Here is a 16,883-nt window from a genome sequence, read left to right as displayed (position 1 = left end):
TCAGGCTCTCAGCTGTCAGAACGGTCAATCGCGCAAGGGAAACAGCACGAGCGCGACGAAGGCGCGGCGATCGGAAGGGTCCGTCGCCTCGAAATCGGCGATCGCGCTTTCGGCGGCGTCGATCCAGATCTTCGTCGCGGACAGTATCGTGACAAAATGGGGGTCGTAGTCTGCGGCGTGGCGAACGACCTGAAGATTTCGGAAATGTTCCGCAAAGCTTTGAATACCGGAGGGAAAGCGCTCCAGAATCGCTCGATACTTACCGTCCTTCGTATTGCAGACTTGCTTGGCTCTCGCATGATCGACAGAGCGATAGGTCTGCCGCCAAGCGCGACGAGCGTTACGGCCATTCTCTCCAATGACGGTCTCGGCGCAATGAAAAGCAAGACAATGGAAAACGGCGTAGTAGGAGCTGCTGATCGCACGTCGCAAATCGGCTTGGCTCGGAGCACCGTCAGGTGTCCGAACAAGTCTTCGTGCGGTGGCGATCAGGTCACGCGGAAGATGCGGCATGGACATCGGCAAGAGACGCAAAAGAAATGACCGGAAAATCATAAACGTCGATATCTTCAAGAACATCCCTAAGTCGACCGATCGACTTCAAGACGGCCCGCCTGTCAAGGTCCGCCGGCTGTCCGTCGAAGATCACCCGGACCCACAAAATATCCTCGCCGTCCTCGTCCGTGTCGGGCTTCACATCGACCCGAACGATCGGGACATTGGTGAAGTCCTCCTCGATCCGGCTGCGGATGAGGGTTTCGATCCGGTCCATGTCGTCGCGCATGGCGAGGCTCCTCGGGCTCAAGTGCCGTCGCGCATAATATAGCCGGAGCCGCGGACCGTGTGGAGGAGTGCGCTGTCGAAGTCGCGCTCAATCTTGGAGCGCAACCGCGAGATATGGACGTCGATCACATTGGTCTGTGGGTCGAAATGATAGTCCCAGACATTTTCCAGAAGCATCGTCCTTGTGACGACCTGACCGGCATGTTTCATCAGATATTCGAGGAGACGGAATTCGCGTGGCTGCAGGACGATCGGTTTGCCGGCCCGGCGCACCTCATGGGAGAGGCGATCGAGTTCGAGATCGCCGACCTTGTATCCGGTCTCGACTTCGCCGGTCTGACGGCGGCGGCCGAGCACCTCGGCCCGCGCGATCAGCTCCGACATGGCGAAGGGTTTGGTCAGATAGTCGTCGCCGCCCGCTTTAAGCCCCTCGACCCGATCATCGACCTGGCCAAGCGCCGAGAGGATCAGCGCCGGCGTTTGGCGTCCAGCTTTGCGCATTTCCGCGATGACCGACAGGCCGTCGCGCTTGGGCAGCATACGATCGATGATCATCATATCGTAGTCGCGCGTCGTCGCCAGATGCAGCCCGTCTTCGCCATCGGCCGCATGGGTGGCGATATGACCGGCCTCCGAGAGCGCCTTGGTCAGATAGGAGGCGGCCTCACGGTCGTCTTCGATGATCAGAATGCGCATGGCGTCTGGTTCGGCCTTATCTCGGGACTTGTCGGTGTTCGGTTTATCTGGTGATGGCGTGGATCAGGCTTGGGCGCTTGTGAGACGACTATGTCGCCGGCTTGGAAGCTTCTGCAAGTTTAGGAAGTTTGCCTGGTCGACAGCCTGATATGAATGGGTAGCGCCCCGCTTCGAGAAAAAACACGAACACCGCCGCGACCTGGATGCCATCGAGCCTCCGAGGGTCGAGGCCGCTCCGTCTGGAGCGGGTGGTCCGCAATTCTCGAACGATCACGGGCCGCGCTGGGATAACCCCGGCTCGGCCCGTCTTCATCATGAAATCATCAGCTCTTTTCGATCGGCAGAGCGACGAAGCGGTTCTGTCCATCGCCGTTCCGGAGCTGGAAAAGAGCGGCGCGGCGGCCGTTCTTCGAGGCATTTTCGATCGCTGCGGAAACGTCCTGCTGGTCTGCGACTTCCGAACCGTTCACCGCGACGATGGTGTCGCCGGCCTGGAAGCCCTTCTCAGCCGCCGAGGAGTCCGGATCGACGTCGGTGACGACGACACCCTTGCCGTCCTCGGAAGGGGTCAGCGTAATGCCATAGCCCGAGAGAGAAGACGGATTGACCGGCGAGCCGTTCGAGCGGGGCGCGTCGATCGAGGCGGCTTCATCGAGCTGAGACAGATCGCCCAGCGTCACATCAACAGTCTTCGACGCATTGTCGCGCCAAACGGTGATTTCCACCGTAGACCCCGGACGATAATTGGCGATCTTGCGCGCCAATTCGCGCGGCCCCGTGACCGTCTCGCCGTCGACAGCGGTAATCACGTCGCCAGTCTGGATGCCGGCTTTTGATGCCGGCGTCTCGTTATCCGGCATGGTCACGATGGCGCCTTCCGCCTCGGACAGACCAACGGCCTCGGCAATGTCCTCGGTCACCTGACCGATCTGCACACCGAGCCAGCCGCGCTCGACCGTGCCGTCCTGGCGCAGCGACGCGACCACATCCTTGGCGACCGAGGCGGGAATCGCGAAGGCGATGCCCACATTGCCGCCGGAGGGCGAGAAGATCGCGGTGTTGACGCCGATGACCTTGCCATCGAGGCCGAAGGCCGGACCACCGGAATTGCCGCGATTGACGGCCGCGTCGATCTGCAGGAAGTCATCATAGGGGCCCGCGCCGATGTCGCGGCCACGAGCTGAGATGATGCCAGCCGTCACCGAACCGCCGAGACCGAACGGATTTCCGACCGCGACGACCCAGTCGCCGACGCGGGCTGCATTGTCGTCGCCGAATTCGACATAGGTGAATTTGGTGTTGGGCGCGTCTACCTTCAGAAGCGCAAGATCGGTGCGCTCGTCGGTGCCGATCAGCTTGGCATCGTACTCCGTGCCGTCATCCATGACGATCGTGAAGGTCGAACCATTCTCGACGACATGGTTGTTGGTGACGACATAGCCGTCATCGGAGATGAAGAAGCCCGATCCCTGGCCGATTGCCTGGCGGTTGCCGCGATGGGGCGCCATGCCTGGAGGTGTCTGGCCCTGGCCGGGAATATCGAAGAACCGGCGCAGCGGGTGATCTTCGGGAAGATTGTCGAACGGGCTCGCAAACCCGCCCCGGCCCATATCCGCGGTCGGCTTCACATCCTGGGTCACACGAACCGAGACGACGGCCGGAGAGACCTTCGAGACGACGTCGGCAAAGCCGAAATTCTGCTGGGGAGTATCGACTGTCACCGGGGCGGCGAGTACGGCCGGGGTGTTGGAAACGACGCCGGCCGAGAGGGCCGCGCCGGCAACGCCGGCGGCAAGAATGCCGGCGATGAATTTGTTGCGCTTTTTCGGATTGGATGCCGAGTTCCGCATCTAATTCCCTCATCCTTCTGTGAATCTCGTGACGGAAGCACTTTTGAGCGCTTCATCCGTTCGACAAGAGACAACATAGGAAGCGGCGACTTACGGTGCATTTGCCGGCAGGTGAAATCTTCGTAAGGTCTTACCTCTCGTTTGCTCTCGGTAGCCCTGCATTCCGGGAGTGCGAGGGCTTGGCGCAATTTCGCACGCCCTTTCCTGGCCAAACAAACCGACCATAGGCACTTCCCACCGCCAGGCTTCGTTCCAATTTGCAACCCGTGCGTCTGCGAAAAGGGCGCAATCGCCGGGCAGATCCGGCAAAGCGATGGGCCTTCGCGGCGGGCCAGGTGACGTCCCTCGCAAGGCCGGACAAGGGAGGTTGCCGTGACGATCCGAGCCGTCGTCTGGAACGAATTCATACATGAACAGAACAACGACACCGTCAAGGATATCTATCCCGACGGGATTCATTCGGAAATCGCCCGCGCGATCGCCGACGACGAGATCAGCGTCGAAACCGCAACGCTTCAGGAGGACGAACACGGTCTTCCCCAATCGCGCCTCGACGAGACGGACGTTCTCCTCTGGTGGGGGCACAAGGCCCATGGCGACGTCTCGGACCATGTGGTCGACCGGATCCAGCAGCGTGTCGCCGAAGGGATGGGTCTGATCATCCTCCATTCCGGCCATTTCTCGAAGATCTTCAAGCGGATGATGGGAACGCCCTGCTCCTTGCGCTGGCGCGAGGCGGGCGAGCGCGAACGGCTTTGGGTGATCAATCCGTCCCACCCGATCACACAAGGGCTCGGCAAGACGATCGAACTGCCCCATTCGGAAATGTATGGCGAGCCTTTCCTCGTGCCCGAACCGATGGAGACCTTGTTCGTCTCCTGGTACGAGGGCGGCGAGGTCTTTCGCTCCGGCCTCACCTATCAGCGCGGCGCAGGCAGGATCTTCTACTTCTCGCCCGGTCACGAGACCTATCCGATCTACAAGGACCCCGCCATCCAGACCGTACTCAGGAATGCCGTGCGCTGGGCCTATAATCCGGCCAAGCCCTGGAAAGACGTCTCCGAGGCGCCGAACGTGCCCTATGACAAGGCGCCCGAACCGCTCGAGCCCAAAGGCGCATCGCTGCACAAGCGCGGCGAGGCTGGCTACAGATGAGCCAAAAGCATCGTTTGATCATACTCGGCACAGGCGGGATCGCCGCCCGTCACGCGGAAAAGTTCGGCGAATTGGAGACGATCGAGATCGTCGCCGCCGTGGACAGCAATCTGGAGCGCGCGAAAACCTTCGCCGAAGCGCATGGCATCGCGAAGGCCTTCGGCAGCCTCGACGAGGCGATCGGCTGGGGCGCGTTCGATGCGGCCGTCAATTCGACGCCCGACAACGTCCACAAGCCGACGACGCTGCAGCTGATTGCGGCAGACAAACACGTCTTCTGCGAGAAGCCGCTCGCGGTGAACTACGAGGACGCGATGGCGATGGTGGAGGCGGCGGAGGCCGCCGGCATCGTCAATATGGTCAATCTCACCTATCGCAATGCCCATGCGATCCAGCGGGCGCGCGAGATGGTCGATGCGGGCGAGATCGGGCCGATCCGGCATGTGGACGCCAACTATCTTCAGAGCTGGCTGACCGGCAAGCATTGGGGCGACTGGCGCACCGAAGAGCGTTGGCTGTGGCGCCTGTCGGCCTCCCATGGCTCCAAGGGCGTTCTCGGCGATATCGGCATCCACATCATCGACTTCGTAACCTTCGGCACCGGCCTCGACATTTCCGAGCTGCAGGCCCGGATGAAGACCTTCGACAAGGCCGAAGGTGGCGCGATCGGCCCCTATCGCTTCGACGTCAACGACTCCGTCGCCATGACGGTGGAGCTTGCCAATGGTGCCCTCGGCGTCATCCATATGTCGCGCTATGCGACCGGCAATCTGAACGATCTCCATCTCACCATCTATGGCGAGAAAGGCGCCCTGCGGATCTGGGCGAACCAGTTCGATTCGAGCCTGCATGTTTGCACGGGGCCGAATATCGAGACCGCTACCTGGGAATTGACGCCATGCGCGGCGACGCCCCGCAACGAGCGCCGATTCGCCGAGGCCCTTAGTGCCGGGGTGACCGGTGATCCGTCGTTCCGCCGCGCCGCCGAGGTCCAGAAGACGCTCGATCTGTGCTTCGTCTCCGATGCCGAAAAGCGTATGTTGCCGACCGGCCTTGGCACTACCGTGCCCATGGAAGCGCAAGATATCGACCAGACTGCTTAATCAGAAGAGCCAAGGCGGCGGCCGCCTTGGCTCGACACCGAATCGCCGCCTGAGATATCTCGCATTTAAATCGAGATATGCATCAATATTAATGGTATTTATACTACCTTAAATCCGCTCCCCTTCCAAGAGAGCGGAGTTTTAATGAATCTGCTTGAGTATTTTCGGCGCAAGGAATGCCGGTAGTCTCAAAGATCAGCCGATCATGCCGGAGCCGATCACGTGAAAGCAGATAGCGACAGGTGAAACAGAACACACATCAGGCCGGGCTTGAGCCCGCGGCGACGATCGAGGAGATCGAAGGCGCTCTCGCAATGAGGACGAAGGACGTCGTCCTGCCGCCCTCGGTCGCGCCGCTTTATGCCGCTTATCTCAAGCGCAATCGCATTAAGCGCGCTTGGGCGACTCTGCTGGCGACCGTGATCATCTACAATGCCTTCCTGATCGTCGACTATCTCCTGATGCCGCAGAGTTTCTGGATTGCCGTGGCGCTCCACATGTTCATCACACCCGCGATCCTGATTTCGCCCTTCGCCATCGCCCGGTGCACCACAAGCGCTCTGCGCGACCTCGTTGCCGCCATTGTGCCGATCGCCATGGTCGCTCAGATCATGACGATCTATGTCCTGAGCGACACGCCAGCAGCGGATCACTACCAATATCTGACGATCATGACCTTCATCTTCATGACGGTCATCTGCCGCCTCGAATATCGACATACGCTCGTGGCCAGCGCCGTTATCGGAGCAATCTATCTCGGCGTTTTGGCCGCGCGTCATGACGATGTCGACGCGCTCATCATTGGCGCGACGGTGTTTACCGCCGCGGCGTTTCTGACTCTAAAGGCACATCGGCAGATGGAGCGCGACCATCGCCGCGTCTTTCTCGCCCGTCAGAAGGACGACATGCGCCGGCGCGAGGCGGAGAACGAAGCGCAACGTGATCCGCTGACCGGGCTTTTCAATCGGCGTGGGCTTTCGACTCATTGCGAGAGCCTCTGGTCGCGCGGAGACCCGGCGGCCTCCCCGCTAGCCGTCATCCTTCTCGACATCGACCACTTCAAGAGCTTCAACGATCGCTACGGCCATCTCGGCGGTGACATGTGCCTGCAGCGCATTTCGGAGGTCATTCGGGACATCAGTGGCGACTGCGAAGGGCTACCCACGCGCTTTGGAGGCGAAGAGTTCGTCTGGGTTCTGTCCCGCATCTCGATCTATGACGCGATCGGGCGCGCAGAGGCCCTGCGCCGTCGGATCGAGGCCCTGGCGATCCCGCATGACGGGCCGCAAGCGGGGCCCATCGTGACCGTTAGCATCGGCGTCGCATGTGGACCGGTTTCCGCTTATGGGCTGGACGACCTGATCCGTGCCGCCGACAATGCGCTCTATGCGGCAAAAAAGGCGGGCCGGAACCAGGTCTGGCCGCCGCTTCCCCAGGCCGCGCTCGATCGCCATGCGGTGGAATTCGAACCCGTATTGAGGAAGCAGGCCTAATCGCGCTTTGGAGGCGGCCGGTCCTCCTGAGACCAGCGATCCAAGATGCTGGCGCATCGGGCCGCTGAAACGTACTAACGCCAAACGGGCTTATACAAACGACAGCTGATCTAGACTGGAGACCGCTCTATAACCCCTGGCTTTGCCGCAGCATCGTGCCGGAATAGTCGTGCGGCGTTTCCGCATTTCACTTTAGCCGACGGACACCGTGATCGGCTCGCTGCGGGTCGAGTTGCTTTCGGTGAGATAGGTCGCTTCGGCGGGCGCGAGGATTTGCAGGCCCTTAGCGACGACCTCGATCACCGTGTCGCGCTCCAGCGTGACGAGTTCGCCGTCCTGTACGGCGCGATTCTTGTGATGGCGACCTTCATAGATGAGGCGGACCCGCTTGGCGCGAAAGCTCTCCAGATCGGCGTTCTGCCGCCAAGTTCCCCGCATGATGTCGAGAATGAGCTTCGACATCGGGCCGAATTTCTTGGCGCGGCAGACATAGACACCGAGGGCTCCACCTTTCGGATCGTCGGCGAAGGGCAGATGGCCGTCGCCATAGAAATTGTTGGAGAACGCCACGGCTGGCGAGCGAATCTCTTCGCGGCGCTCACCATCCACATCGATCTCCAGCTTGATCGAAGGAAGGCTGCGCACGGCCATCCATCCCGCCCGCCAGGTGGCGAGCACCTTGCCGAAGCGCGACCCATAGGAAATCTTCTTGCGCATCCGAACCATGCGGGCATGCAGGCCGACCGCGAATTGATGGACGAAGACGCGGCCATTGACCTTGCCCACGTCGACGGCGGTCACCGAGCCAGCCGCGAGGGCCGCAACCGCCTGTTCGAGACCGAGCGGGATTTGCAGCGTTCGGGCAAAAAGGTTCATCGTCCCGGCCGGCAGAATGCCGAGGGCGGTCTGCGTGCCCGCACAGGCGGCGGCGGCGGCCGACACCGTTCCGTCCCCACCACCGACCAGCAGGATATCGAGATCGGGGCGATCGACCCCCTTGCGAATGGATTCGACGATCGCATCGCCCGAGCAGACCGAGACCTCGATCTCATGGCCATGCATCTTGAATTCATCCTCGATCAGCGCGCGCAGCCAATCGAGATCGGTCGTCTTCAAGGTGCCACCGTCCCGGTTGAGTAACGCCAGAACCTTCATCACGCCCATCCTTGCCGGCCGAGCATCGCGCATCGCCCGCTTCCTCTTTCATCGACCGGCCAGACATAGGGTATGTCGCGGGTTCGGTTAGAGCACTTTCCGCGCTATCGGCTATCACGCGCCGTGGCGACCGGCTGCGATCGAACGACGGGGGGCAGATCGAAGCCGCCTCGTGGTTCCCTCATCGGTTACATTCGGAACCATCAGAAGGTCCAGCCCATTCTTCTAGCCGAACGTGAAAACGCGCCAATTGACTCTCTACCTCGATCTTACCGACAGGACGCACCCATGCTCGAAGCCATCATCATCCTCCTTATCATCGCAGCGATCGCCAGCCTTCTTGGGTTCCGAGGCGTCGCGGGCGCAGCCGGTGGCATCGCGAAGGTTCTCATCTTCATCGTCCTGATCGGTATCCTCCTCCTCCTCTTCTTCGGAATTCTCGTCGTCGCCTGACCCGTCAGGGCGCCGAGAGGCAGTTTTTCAAGCGCTTGCGTTGTTTGCATCCCGAAAGGTCCGGAAGATTTGCAGCGCTGGAAAAGCCGCTCGTTCCCTGACATGACCACCATCCAGCGCCCGGCCTTTCGAAAAAGAGCCGGGCGCTTTTCGTTTTCGGGGTCGCCGGATGCGGCACGGAAGGGCTGCCATGTGATGGCTTCGATGGATCCGCCATGCTGCCCATCGCGATCGGTGCGGCGCAACGACGAAATTATCTGCGACAAATGGAACTTCGTGGCTGACCAAGCCATTTCATCCTCATCAACGCCGCGCTGAAACATAATCGTTCTTTGTGCTTCCGGCTGCGGCGCTGTCTATGGAAACAAATAGACAAGGATTCCGACATGCTTCGCAAACTACTCGTTTCGACGGCGCTTGCCGGCGTACTCGCGACTGGTGCTTATGCCCAGGACGCGAACCAGACCCAGACTCAGACCCCAGCGGCGACCGACACCCAGTCCCAGACGGGTGAGATGCAGACCCAGGCCGGCGATCAGCAGGCTTCGGCTCAGATGCAGGGCGAGTTTCTTCAGAACCTCTCCTCCGACCAGTATCTGGCGTCCAATCTGACCGGCCAGTCGATCTATGCGAGCGACGCTCAGGACGCTGAAGCGGTCGCCACGATCGACAACTGGCTGGTGGATAGCGACGGCATGGTGGTCGCCGCCATCGTCAGCACGTCCCAGACCGATCAGGAGCGCACGGTCGCCGTTCCCTTCGATCAGATTTCCTGGTCGATGAACGAGAATGGCGAGCCGCGCGCGACCATGTCGTCGCCTGATCAGCTGGCCTCGCTGCCGGCCTTCACGACGCCTGAGCAGCAGCAGATGGCGAATTCCGGCTCCAATATGACGTCGTCCGGCATGACCTCGTCCGGCACAGCGACCGGCGATATGGCGGCGACGGGCGGCGCAGCCACCCAGACTGATCCGGCAGCGGGTGGTACGGGGATGGCGGCGTCCAACGACACGGCCGCGTCCAGCTCAAGCAACGAGCAGATGGCGTCCGCCGACAGTGCCTCGTCCTCCGACACTCCGACCATGGTCGGCGAAGGTCAGTATCTGACGCAGAATCTCATCGGCGCCGATGTAAAGGCTGGGCCGGGCGAGGATGCGGAAAGCATAGGTTCGATCAACGATCTCGTCGTCTCGTCTTCGGGCAATGTTGATGCCGTGGTGATCGGTGTCGGCGGCTTCCTCGGCATCGGTGAGAAGGACGTCGCGACACCGTTCGACATGGTCCAGCTCACACGCGGCGAGGGCTCCGAACCGCAGGCCGTGTTCGCGTCGAACCGCGAAGCACTTGAGCAGGCCCCGTCCTTCTCGGGTGAGCGTCCGGAAAACGGCCAGATGGCGTCCGATCAGTCCGGTACGACAACCCAGACCGGCAATTCGGGTGACACATCCAGCGAGATGGCTGCCGCCGGTGCTGCGGCGGGCGCTGCCGCGGGCAATGCTATGGAGAACACCGAGCAGGCCGCCAACAATGCGGCTCAGGACGTCGAGCAGACGGCCGACAACGCCGAGCAGAACATCGAACAGGCGGCGAACGAGGCTGGCCAGAAGATCGATCAGGCTGCGAACGAGGCCGGTCAGGAGATGGAGCAGGCCGGCAATCAGGCCGAGCAGTCCATGGCGAATGCTGCGAATGAAACCGATCAGGCCATGACCGGCGACTCGCAGCAGATGGCCCAGTCTGACAATGCTGCAGCGACGGGGGCTGCAACTGGCGCGGCCACCGGTATGGCGGCTGGTGACCCGACCACCACGGCCTCGACGGGCGGCGACATGCAGTCCGATCTGCAGCCGGTCCAGAATGCGGGTGAGCTGACCGCCGACGATCTGATCGGCACGTCGGTCTACGGTCCGAACAACGACACGGTCGGCGACATCGGCGACATCGCCCTGACGCCGGAAGGTTCGGTTGATGCCGTGATCATCGATGTCGGCGGCTTCCTCGGCATCGGCGAAAAGCCGGTCGCGGTCGCGATGGACAATCTAAACTTCATGCGCGACGGCAACGGCACGCTGTATCTCTACACGCAGTTCACCGAGGACCAGCTCGAAAACGCGCCGGAATACAACTCCGACACCTATGCCGAGAACCGCGACACCATGCGGATCGAGAACCAGGGTCAGACGAGCGGCGGTCAGTCCGGCGGCGTCCAGGGCACGGCACAGCCCTCCAACAACTAATCCACGATTAGGATCTGCATCTGTCATCAGATGCATGGCATGCGGGCTCGCCATTGGCGGGCCCGTCTTCGTTTGCGCCGCCCGGAGACGCGACGCTGATCCCCGGCTTATCGCCCACAAGCCTCGAAGCCCTATGTCTGGGCCTTGAGGAACAACCGACTAAGCAAAGGATAAATGCCTCGATGCTCACGCTTCATCATGCCCGGATCATCATCGCCGAAGCTCTAAAGAAAGGCGCCAATGAAGGCCTCAAGCCGCTGACGGTCTGCGTACTCGATCCGGGCGGCGCGCTCATCGCGCTGGAGCGGTCGGACGGATCGTCAAAAATGCGTCCCGACATTGCCATAGGCAAAGCGAATGGTGCTCTATCCCTTGGAATGGGTTCGCGGGCGATCCATAAGCGCGCCGAGGAGCAGCCCTATTTCATCCAGGCGATGAATGCCCTGGCGAAGGGTGCGCTCGTTCCCGTTCCCGGCGGCGTCCTCGTCAAGGGCGAAGGCGGTGCCATTCTGGGTGCGGTCGGCATCACCGGCGACACGTCCGACAATGACGAGATCGCCGCGATCGCCGGCATCGAAGCGGCCGGATTTGCGGCAGATGGTGGCTGACTGATCGGAGCGGCGGCCTCCTCAGTCCAAGATAGAAGATCGGGAATGGGTCGAAGCGGCCGAAATCCCACGTCATCCTCGGCCCGCCAAGGGCCGAGGGGCTTCATGTTTCAGCACGTCCCCATTCAACTGGGCGGGGCGGCCAGGTCCCCGCTTGTTCCGGCCCCGAACGCCGCCTCATTCCTGCACGACTGATATGCAGGTTTTGTGAGCGCCGGAATCGCCGAGGGTCGGAAGACAGGCCCTGCCTTCGGCATCCGCAAGGACGGCGATCTCTCGAGCGATGATCTTGAAGGTCTTCGAGGAAAGCCCCGGGCCTTCCTCGCAGCGGCAGTCGATCAGCGCTTGGCTTGGCCTCCCTGAAACGCGGATCGATGCTTGCGTGAGCGTCCGCCCAAGAGGGTCCAGAGGATCGGCAAAAGAAAGGGTAGAGAGGGCCAGTAGAACCAGAGATTCGACAGGCCGGACGTTACGAGATTCAGAAAGAAGAAAAAGCCGACCATCATCAGACAGGCTCGAAGGCGGCGCGGCTGCCGGCGCAAGAAGGCCTGTGCCTGCTCCGCCAGGCTCTGATGCGCCTGCTCGGCTTCTGTCTGCGGGGAAGGCAAAGCCCGCCGGGCCTTGTCCGAAAGCACCGCGCCCGACATCGCCTCCAGATTGGAGCCCGGCGGGCGAATAGCGAAAACGTCGACAGGCTCGCCGATATTGCGAAGTTTCACCGGCCCAACAGGCAGAATGGCAAGACCGACGAGATGACGGACCTGATCATGGACCGTGCTCGACACAAGGATACCGCCGATCGGAGCGACCTCCTGCAAGCGGGCGGCGACATTGACCCCTTCGCCGTAAATGTCATCACCTTCGATCAGCATGTCGCCGAGATTGATGCCGATCCGGAAATCCATGCGACGGTCGCTCGGCAGATCTACATTCCGTGCGGCAATCGCCTTCTGGATTTCCACGGCGCAGCGGACCGCTTCCGTAATACTGGTGAATTCGAAGATGACCGCATCGCCCCAGCTGTTGATGAAGCGCCCGTCATGGCTCTCCACCAATTCGATCATCAGCTCGCGGCAGGCCTTGAGTTGCGCGAGGGTGCCCTCATCGTCTGCTTCCATCAACGTCGAGTAATGCGCGACGTCGGCACACATGACCGCGGTCAGACGGCGCTTCATCCGTTTCATGCTGGATTCCCAGTCGAGAGGCTTCCCGGTAGAGAGTGGGTTGCCACCGTCCCATTTGCAACGGCATCCGTGCTTTGCAAAGCCGAATCTGTCGCATCCATCGGCGGCACCCTCGATCTTGCCTCCGACCTGCAGCGCACCACGTCTCGTCGCATCGGTTCTATCGATCCGTGACAGCGGACTTGAACACCGCGCAAACACCGCCCGAACTGCAATAGAATGCCCGTTTGAATCAGCCGGACAGTTTGTCGGTGTCCGACACGCACCAAGCCGCCGAGGGCGCGATCACGAGCCGATCACGCCGATGTTGATCGCGCATGCTCGAAACCAGAGTCATGTCTTCAACGAAACATGAGAATGGGCGCCGCCGCATGGTCCGGCGATCCGTGTTCATCGACGATCGTAAGGACGAGCCAGCCCATTCATCAGGGTCATGGCTCGCATGAAATGGGAGTTTCAACAATGATACGTCCGGCAGCGCTCATGGCCGCCCTTGCAGCCACCGCATCCAGCTTCGCCATCACCCCCAGCTTTGCCCAGGATACGCAAACCGCGATCTTCGCCGGCGGCTGTTTCTGGTGTGTCGAATCCGATTTTGACCATGTGGATGGCGTAACATCCACGGTGTCCGGCTATATCGGCGGCTCCAGCGAAAACCCGACCTATCAGAACCATTCGGGCCATGTGGAGGCGGTGCGCGTCACCTACGATCCGTCCAAGGTCTCCTATGACGAGCTGTTGACCGTCTTCTGGCACTCGATCGATCCAACCGATGGCGGCGGCCAGTTCTGCGATCGGGGCCACTCCTACACGACGGCAATTTTCGCGACCGATCAGGAACAACTCCAAAAAGCGAAAGCGACGAAGGCCGATGTCGAGAAGCAGCTCGGCAGCGTCGCGACCGAGGTCGCCATGGCGCCGACCTTCTGGGAAGCCGAGGGCTATCATCAGGACTACTATCTCAAGAACCCGGTGAAGTATAAATTCTATCGGACAGGCTGCGGGCGCAACAAGACCGTCGAGCGGGTCTGGGGCGACGACGCCTTCAAGGGCATCAAGGACGCGATCGGCTGATTGCGCGGCTGCTCGGACGAGCGGACGGAGCAAGGAGCACCGTTGATGAGACGTAACGCAAGACGCTTTGCCAGGGGCTGCGCTTTGAAACCGATCCGACCCCTTCTTCTTGCGGCGGGCGCCACGATCCTTGCCTCCGCTGCCTCGGCCGGCGAAAGCGACTGGGTTACCAAGGTGAGCGCCCATTCCGTCCCGGACACGGTCTCTGCTCTCACCGCCGCGATCGAGGGGGCCGGCGCCACGATCATGGCCACTGTCGACCATGCGGAAAACGCATCCTTCGTCAGGCTCGAATTGCCGCCGACGACCGTCGTCATTTTCGGCAATCCGAAGATCGGCACCCCGCTCATGCAGGAGCAGCGGTCCATCGCGATCGACCTGCCCCAAAAGATCCTCGTCTGGGAAGAAGGCGGGCAAACCCTGGTGGGCTATGTGGCGCCGACCGAACTTGCCGAACGCCATGGCATCGCCAAGGATGCCGAGCCGATCCTGATGATGGAAAAGGCCCTGGACAGGCTGAGCAGCGTTGCTGCTCAGCCATAGGCTCTGATCCAATCGCCCCTTCGGCCCTGCCCTCTCATCATTCGGCGGCCATGGGCCGTTCGGTCTCCCTGACCCTGACTGTCGCCATGGGCTGATCGTGAGAGGTCGTGAATTCGACCCGTTGGCGTGGCAGGCAATCGGCATAATCGCTCTGCAGCCAGGCGATCAGCTTCTCCCGCATCTCGCATCTCAGATCCCATGCCCGCGGCGACGTCGACGCCGAGACCAGGACACGGATTTCCAACGTCTCGGACAGTGCCTCGGTTACCTGCACATTGATGACCCGGCGATCCCATAAGGCCGATTCCGCCGCAAAGGCTGCGGCCTTCTCGCGGATCGCGGCGATCGGCGCCGTATAATCCAGACGCAGCATCACGGTGCCGATGATCGCGCCATTCTCCCGCGTCCAGTTCTGGAACGGCTTTTCGATGAAATAGCGGATCGGCAGGACGAGACGGCGCCAGTCCCAGAGGCGAACCACGGCATAGGTCATGGTGATCTCCTCCACCCAGCCCCACTCGCCTTCGACGACGACGGCATCTTCCAGGCGGACCGGCTGCGTGATGGCGATCTGGATTCCGGCGAGGAGGTTCGACAGGACTGGCTGAGCGGCGAGGCCGACGACGATGCCCGCCGCGCCGCCCGCCGCCAGAAGCGATACGCCGTATTGGCGCACGCTCTCGAAGGTCATCATCACCGCGGCCGCCGTGATCAGCACGATTAGAACGGTGGCCGCGCGCATCAGGATTCGGATTTGCGTGACATGCTTTCGGGCGAGGAGATTGTCCTCCTCATCGAGGCGAAAACGCCGAAGATGCAGCTCGGAAAAAATCTGCAGGACGCGAATGAGCGTCCAGCCGACGAGGCAGATGAAGGCGACGCCGAGAATCTGGGTCAGGATCGCCGTATCGGTAGCCTTGAACGGGGCGGCGCGCACGGCCGCCGACGCCAGAAGAATGATGACGGCAAGCCGTGTCGGCCCTTTGGTGCGCAGGACCACGCTTCGCCAATAGGTCTGCCGCCCCCGAAGCGCGCGGGTGACGAGGCGCAGCGCGAACATATGAATACCGATCGCAAGGCTTGCTGCGAGGGCGAGCAGGATGAGGCCCACGATCTCGCTCGGCAGCCATGCAAGCGCGGCGACGATCTGACTGAAAATGCGGTCGAGGCTCTCCATTGGCGGGCTCCTCAGATCGAATTCGACATAGAAGGCGGCGCCGCAACGTCCGGTCACGCACCGAATTGTCCGGCTGCCTTGAGTCACGAGCCTAGCCGTGCGCGCAGCCCCGGAAAGGCACTTTGAGACAGAGATAATAGGCTATGCTGCGGCGCAATAAAGACCGTTAGGCGATGTTTTCATGGCCGGCGTTACATGGCGATGGCCTTATTCCTCGGGCCGGCGCCTCGCCATGTCGAGCCAGCTAATCCTTTGATAGGTATCGATTTTATCCGAAACTTTCGTCGCTGCGTCGCCATTGCCCCCTCCAAAGGCGCCATCCTATGGCCGAGCCGGTCAAAGCGAAGAGCGCCTGGGAGAGCCCATTTTAGAGGCTCCGCCATCCAACCGAATGACGGAGGAGTACCATGAATCTTCATCGCACATCCCTCATCGCCATCATCGCCGCGACATCGGCGTTTGCTGCCCCCGCTTTTGCCCAGAACACCGGCGAGGCGGCCTCCAGCGGCAATCGCCCGGAGACGATGGGCACGTCCGATACGGGAAGCATGAACGCCAATGACAGCGACATGCAGACCGGCAATTCGGCCAGCGTCCAGGGCCAGACCCAGAGCGGGCGCAATGTCGTCTCCCTGCCCGATTGGCATCCCGACATCACCTCCGACGCCACGGTCAGCACCGAAGAGCTGATGGACGCCGACCTTTACGGGCCGGATGGCGAGGAAATCGGCGAAGTCGAGAATGTCCTCTTCGGCACCAATGACGAGGCGGTCGCGATCCTGGCAGAGGTCGGCGGGCTCTGGGACATCGGCGACACCCATGTCACCATTCCCTGGGACGAGGTCGACTACGCGCCGGGCACTGAAAACGTCAGCGTTCCAGTGACCGAGGACAATATCGAGGACTATGACGGCTTCGATCGGGAATATATCACTGCAGAGCAGGTCAATGATCAGGTGGTGAATGTCGAAGGCGGTTGGTTCCAGGAGGTCGATACCGGCCCACGCCTGTGGCGCGCCGGCGAATTGATCGACGATTATGTCCGCTATCAGGGCAGCGACAACAGCTGGACCAATTACGGCTATGTCGACGACATCCTGATTTCCGACGGTAAGATCCAGGCCGTGGTCGTTCAGCCAGGCTCCGGTACCGGCTTCACCAACGGCCGCTACGCCTATCCCTTCTACGGCTACGGCTATGGCTGGAATCCAGGCTTGACCAATTACGACATGCCCTATGGCGAGCAGGATCTTCGCGATCGCCAGCCCATGAGCGGGCAGCAATCCGCGTCCAACTGACGATCAACGACTGAGCCGCCAATCACGAGCCGGCTCTCATCACCTGGCTTGTCGATGATCTTGGCGGAAAACCG

General features: G+C 61.4%; 16 protein-coding genes. 9 read left to right on the top strand and 7 right to left on the bottom strand.

Annotated features, from left to right (window positions below; all coding sequences use genetic code 11):
• Positions 1-24: 24 nt before the first annotated feature.
• The 4 genes from B9A15_RS03665 to B9A15_RS03650 form a co-directional block, all read right to left on the bottom strand.
• On the bottom strand, positions 25-432 hold the full coding sequence (locus tag B9A15_RS03665; RefSeq protein ID WP_084408678.1) for a hypothetical protein: 408 nt from the start codon (positions 430-432) through the stop codon (positions 25-27).
• A gap of 61 nt (positions 433-493) precedes the next feature.
• A complete protein-coding gene (locus B9A15_RS03660) occupies positions 494-784 on the bottom strand; it encodes a hypothetical protein (protein ID WP_084408677.1) in 291 nt (96 codons plus the stop codon).
• A gap of 17 nt (positions 785-801) precedes the next feature.
• Complete coding sequence (locus B9A15_RS03655) at positions 802-1,479, bottom strand: response regulator transcription factor (protein ID WP_084408676.1); 678 nt, start codon at positions 1,477-1,479, stop codon at positions 802-804.
• 323 nt (positions 1,480-1,802) lie between these two features.
• Positions 1,803-3,329 (bottom strand): Do family serine endopeptidase, encoded by a 1,527-nt coding sequence (locus tag B9A15_RS03650; protein WP_084408675.1) that lies wholly within the window; start codon positions 3,327-3,329, stop codon positions 1,803-1,805.
• 372 nt (positions 3,330-3,701) lie between these two features.
• On the opposite strand from B9A15_RS03650, the gene B9A15_RS03645 reads away from it, so the two are divergent.
• The 3 genes from B9A15_RS03645 to B9A15_RS03635 all read left to right on the top strand — a co-directional run bounded on the left by B9A15_RS03645 (position 3,702) and on the right by B9A15_RS03635 (position 7,080).
• Positions 3,702-4,484 (top strand): ThuA domain-containing protein, encoded by a 783-nt coding sequence (locus tag B9A15_RS03645; protein ID WP_084408674.1) that lies wholly within the window; start codon positions 3,702-3,704, stop codon positions 4,482-4,484.
• Positions 4,481-5,587: a Gfo/Idh/MocA family protein gene (locus B9A15_RS03640; protein ID WP_084408673.1), complete on the top strand. Its 1,107-nt coding sequence runs from the start codon at positions 4,481-4,483 to the stop codon at positions 5,585-5,587. The genes B9A15_RS03645 and B9A15_RS03640 overlap by 4 nt, the downstream gene beginning before the upstream one ends.
• 242 nt (positions 5,588-5,829) lie before the next feature.
• Positions 5,830-7,080 (top strand): GGDEF domain-containing protein, encoded by a 1,251-nt coding sequence (locus B9A15_RS03635; protein ID WP_084408672.1) that lies wholly within the window; start codon positions 5,830-5,832, stop codon positions 7,078-7,080.
• Between the two features lie 192 nt (positions 7,081-7,272).
• Here the strand turns inward: B9A15_RS03635 and B9A15_RS03630 are convergent, their stop codons facing one another.
• Entirely contained in the window at positions 7,273-8,268 is a 996-nt protein-coding gene (locus tag B9A15_RS03630; RefSeq protein ID WP_244556777.1) for a diacylglycerol/lipid kinase family protein, read from the bottom strand.
• 255 nt (positions 8,269-8,523) lie between these two features.
• On the opposite strand from B9A15_RS03630, the gene B9A15_RS03625 reads away from it, so the two are divergent.
• From B9A15_RS03625 to B9A15_RS03615, 3 genes are all read left to right on the top strand, one after another.
• Complete coding sequence (locus B9A15_RS03625; RefSeq protein ID WP_084408671.1) at positions 8,524-8,688, top strand: DUF1328 family protein; 165 nt, start codon at positions 8,524-8,526, stop codon at positions 8,686-8,688.
• Between the two features lie 386 nt (positions 8,689-9,074).
• The gene (locus B9A15_RS23310; RefSeq protein ID WP_084408670.1) at positions 9,075-10,925 is read left to right on the top strand and encodes a PRC-barrel domain-containing protein; all 1,851 of its coding nucleotides are present in this window, start codon (positions 9,075-9,077) and stop codon (positions 10,923-10,925) included.
• Positions 10,926-11,107: 182 nt separating this feature from the next.
• On the top strand, positions 11,108-11,533 hold the full coding sequence (locus B9A15_RS03615; RefSeq protein ID WP_084408669.1) for a GlcG/HbpS family heme-binding protein: 426 nt from the start codon (positions 11,108-11,110) through the stop codon (positions 11,531-11,533).
• Positions 11,534-11,871: 338 nt separating this feature from the next.
• Here the strand turns inward: B9A15_RS03615 and B9A15_RS03610 are convergent, their stop codons facing one another.
• Positions 11,872-12,717 (bottom strand): adenylate/guanylate cyclase domain-containing protein, encoded by an 846-nt coding sequence (locus B9A15_RS03610; protein WP_084408668.1) that lies wholly within the window; start codon positions 12,715-12,717, stop codon positions 11,872-11,874.
• Between the two features lie 462 nt (positions 12,718-13,179).
• Between B9A15_RS03610 and msrA the strand changes: the two genes are divergently transcribed.
• On the top strand, positions 13,180-13,791 hold the full coding sequence (gene msrA / locus B9A15_RS03605) for a peptide-methionine (S)-S-oxide reductase MsrA (RefSeq protein WP_084408667.1): 612 nt from the start codon (positions 13,180-13,182) through the stop codon (positions 13,789-13,791).
• 45 nt (positions 13,792-13,836) lie between these two features.
• On the top strand, positions 13,837-14,334 hold the full coding sequence (locus B9A15_RS03600; RefSeq protein ID WP_084408666.1) for a DUF302 domain-containing protein: 498 nt from the start codon (positions 13,837-13,839) through the stop codon (positions 14,332-14,334).
• 37 nt (positions 14,335-14,371) lie between these two features.
• Here the strand turns inward: B9A15_RS03600 and B9A15_RS03595 are convergent, their stop codons facing one another.
• Positions 14,372-15,568: a mechanosensitive ion channel family protein gene (locus tag B9A15_RS03595; protein WP_244556776.1), complete on the bottom strand. Its 1,197-nt coding sequence runs from the start codon at positions 15,566-15,568 to the stop codon at positions 14,372-14,374.
• 350 nt (positions 15,569-15,918) lie between these two features.
• Here B9A15_RS03595 and B9A15_RS03590 point away from each other — a divergent pair, with 350 nt between their 5' ends.
• Positions 15,919-16,809 (top strand): PRC-barrel domain-containing protein, encoded by an 891-nt coding sequence (locus tag B9A15_RS03590; protein ID WP_084408664.1) that lies wholly within the window; start codon positions 15,919-15,921, stop codon positions 16,807-16,809.
• The last annotated feature ends 74 nt before the right edge of the window (positions 16,810-16,883 follow it).

Source organism: Fulvimarina manganoxydans (assembly GCF_900176465.1).
Lineage (GTDB): Bacteria > Pseudomonadota > Alphaproteobacteria > Rhizobiales > Rhizobiaceae > Fulvimarina > Fulvimarina manganoxydans.
This window is presented reverse-complemented; position numbering and strand designations above follow the sequence as displayed.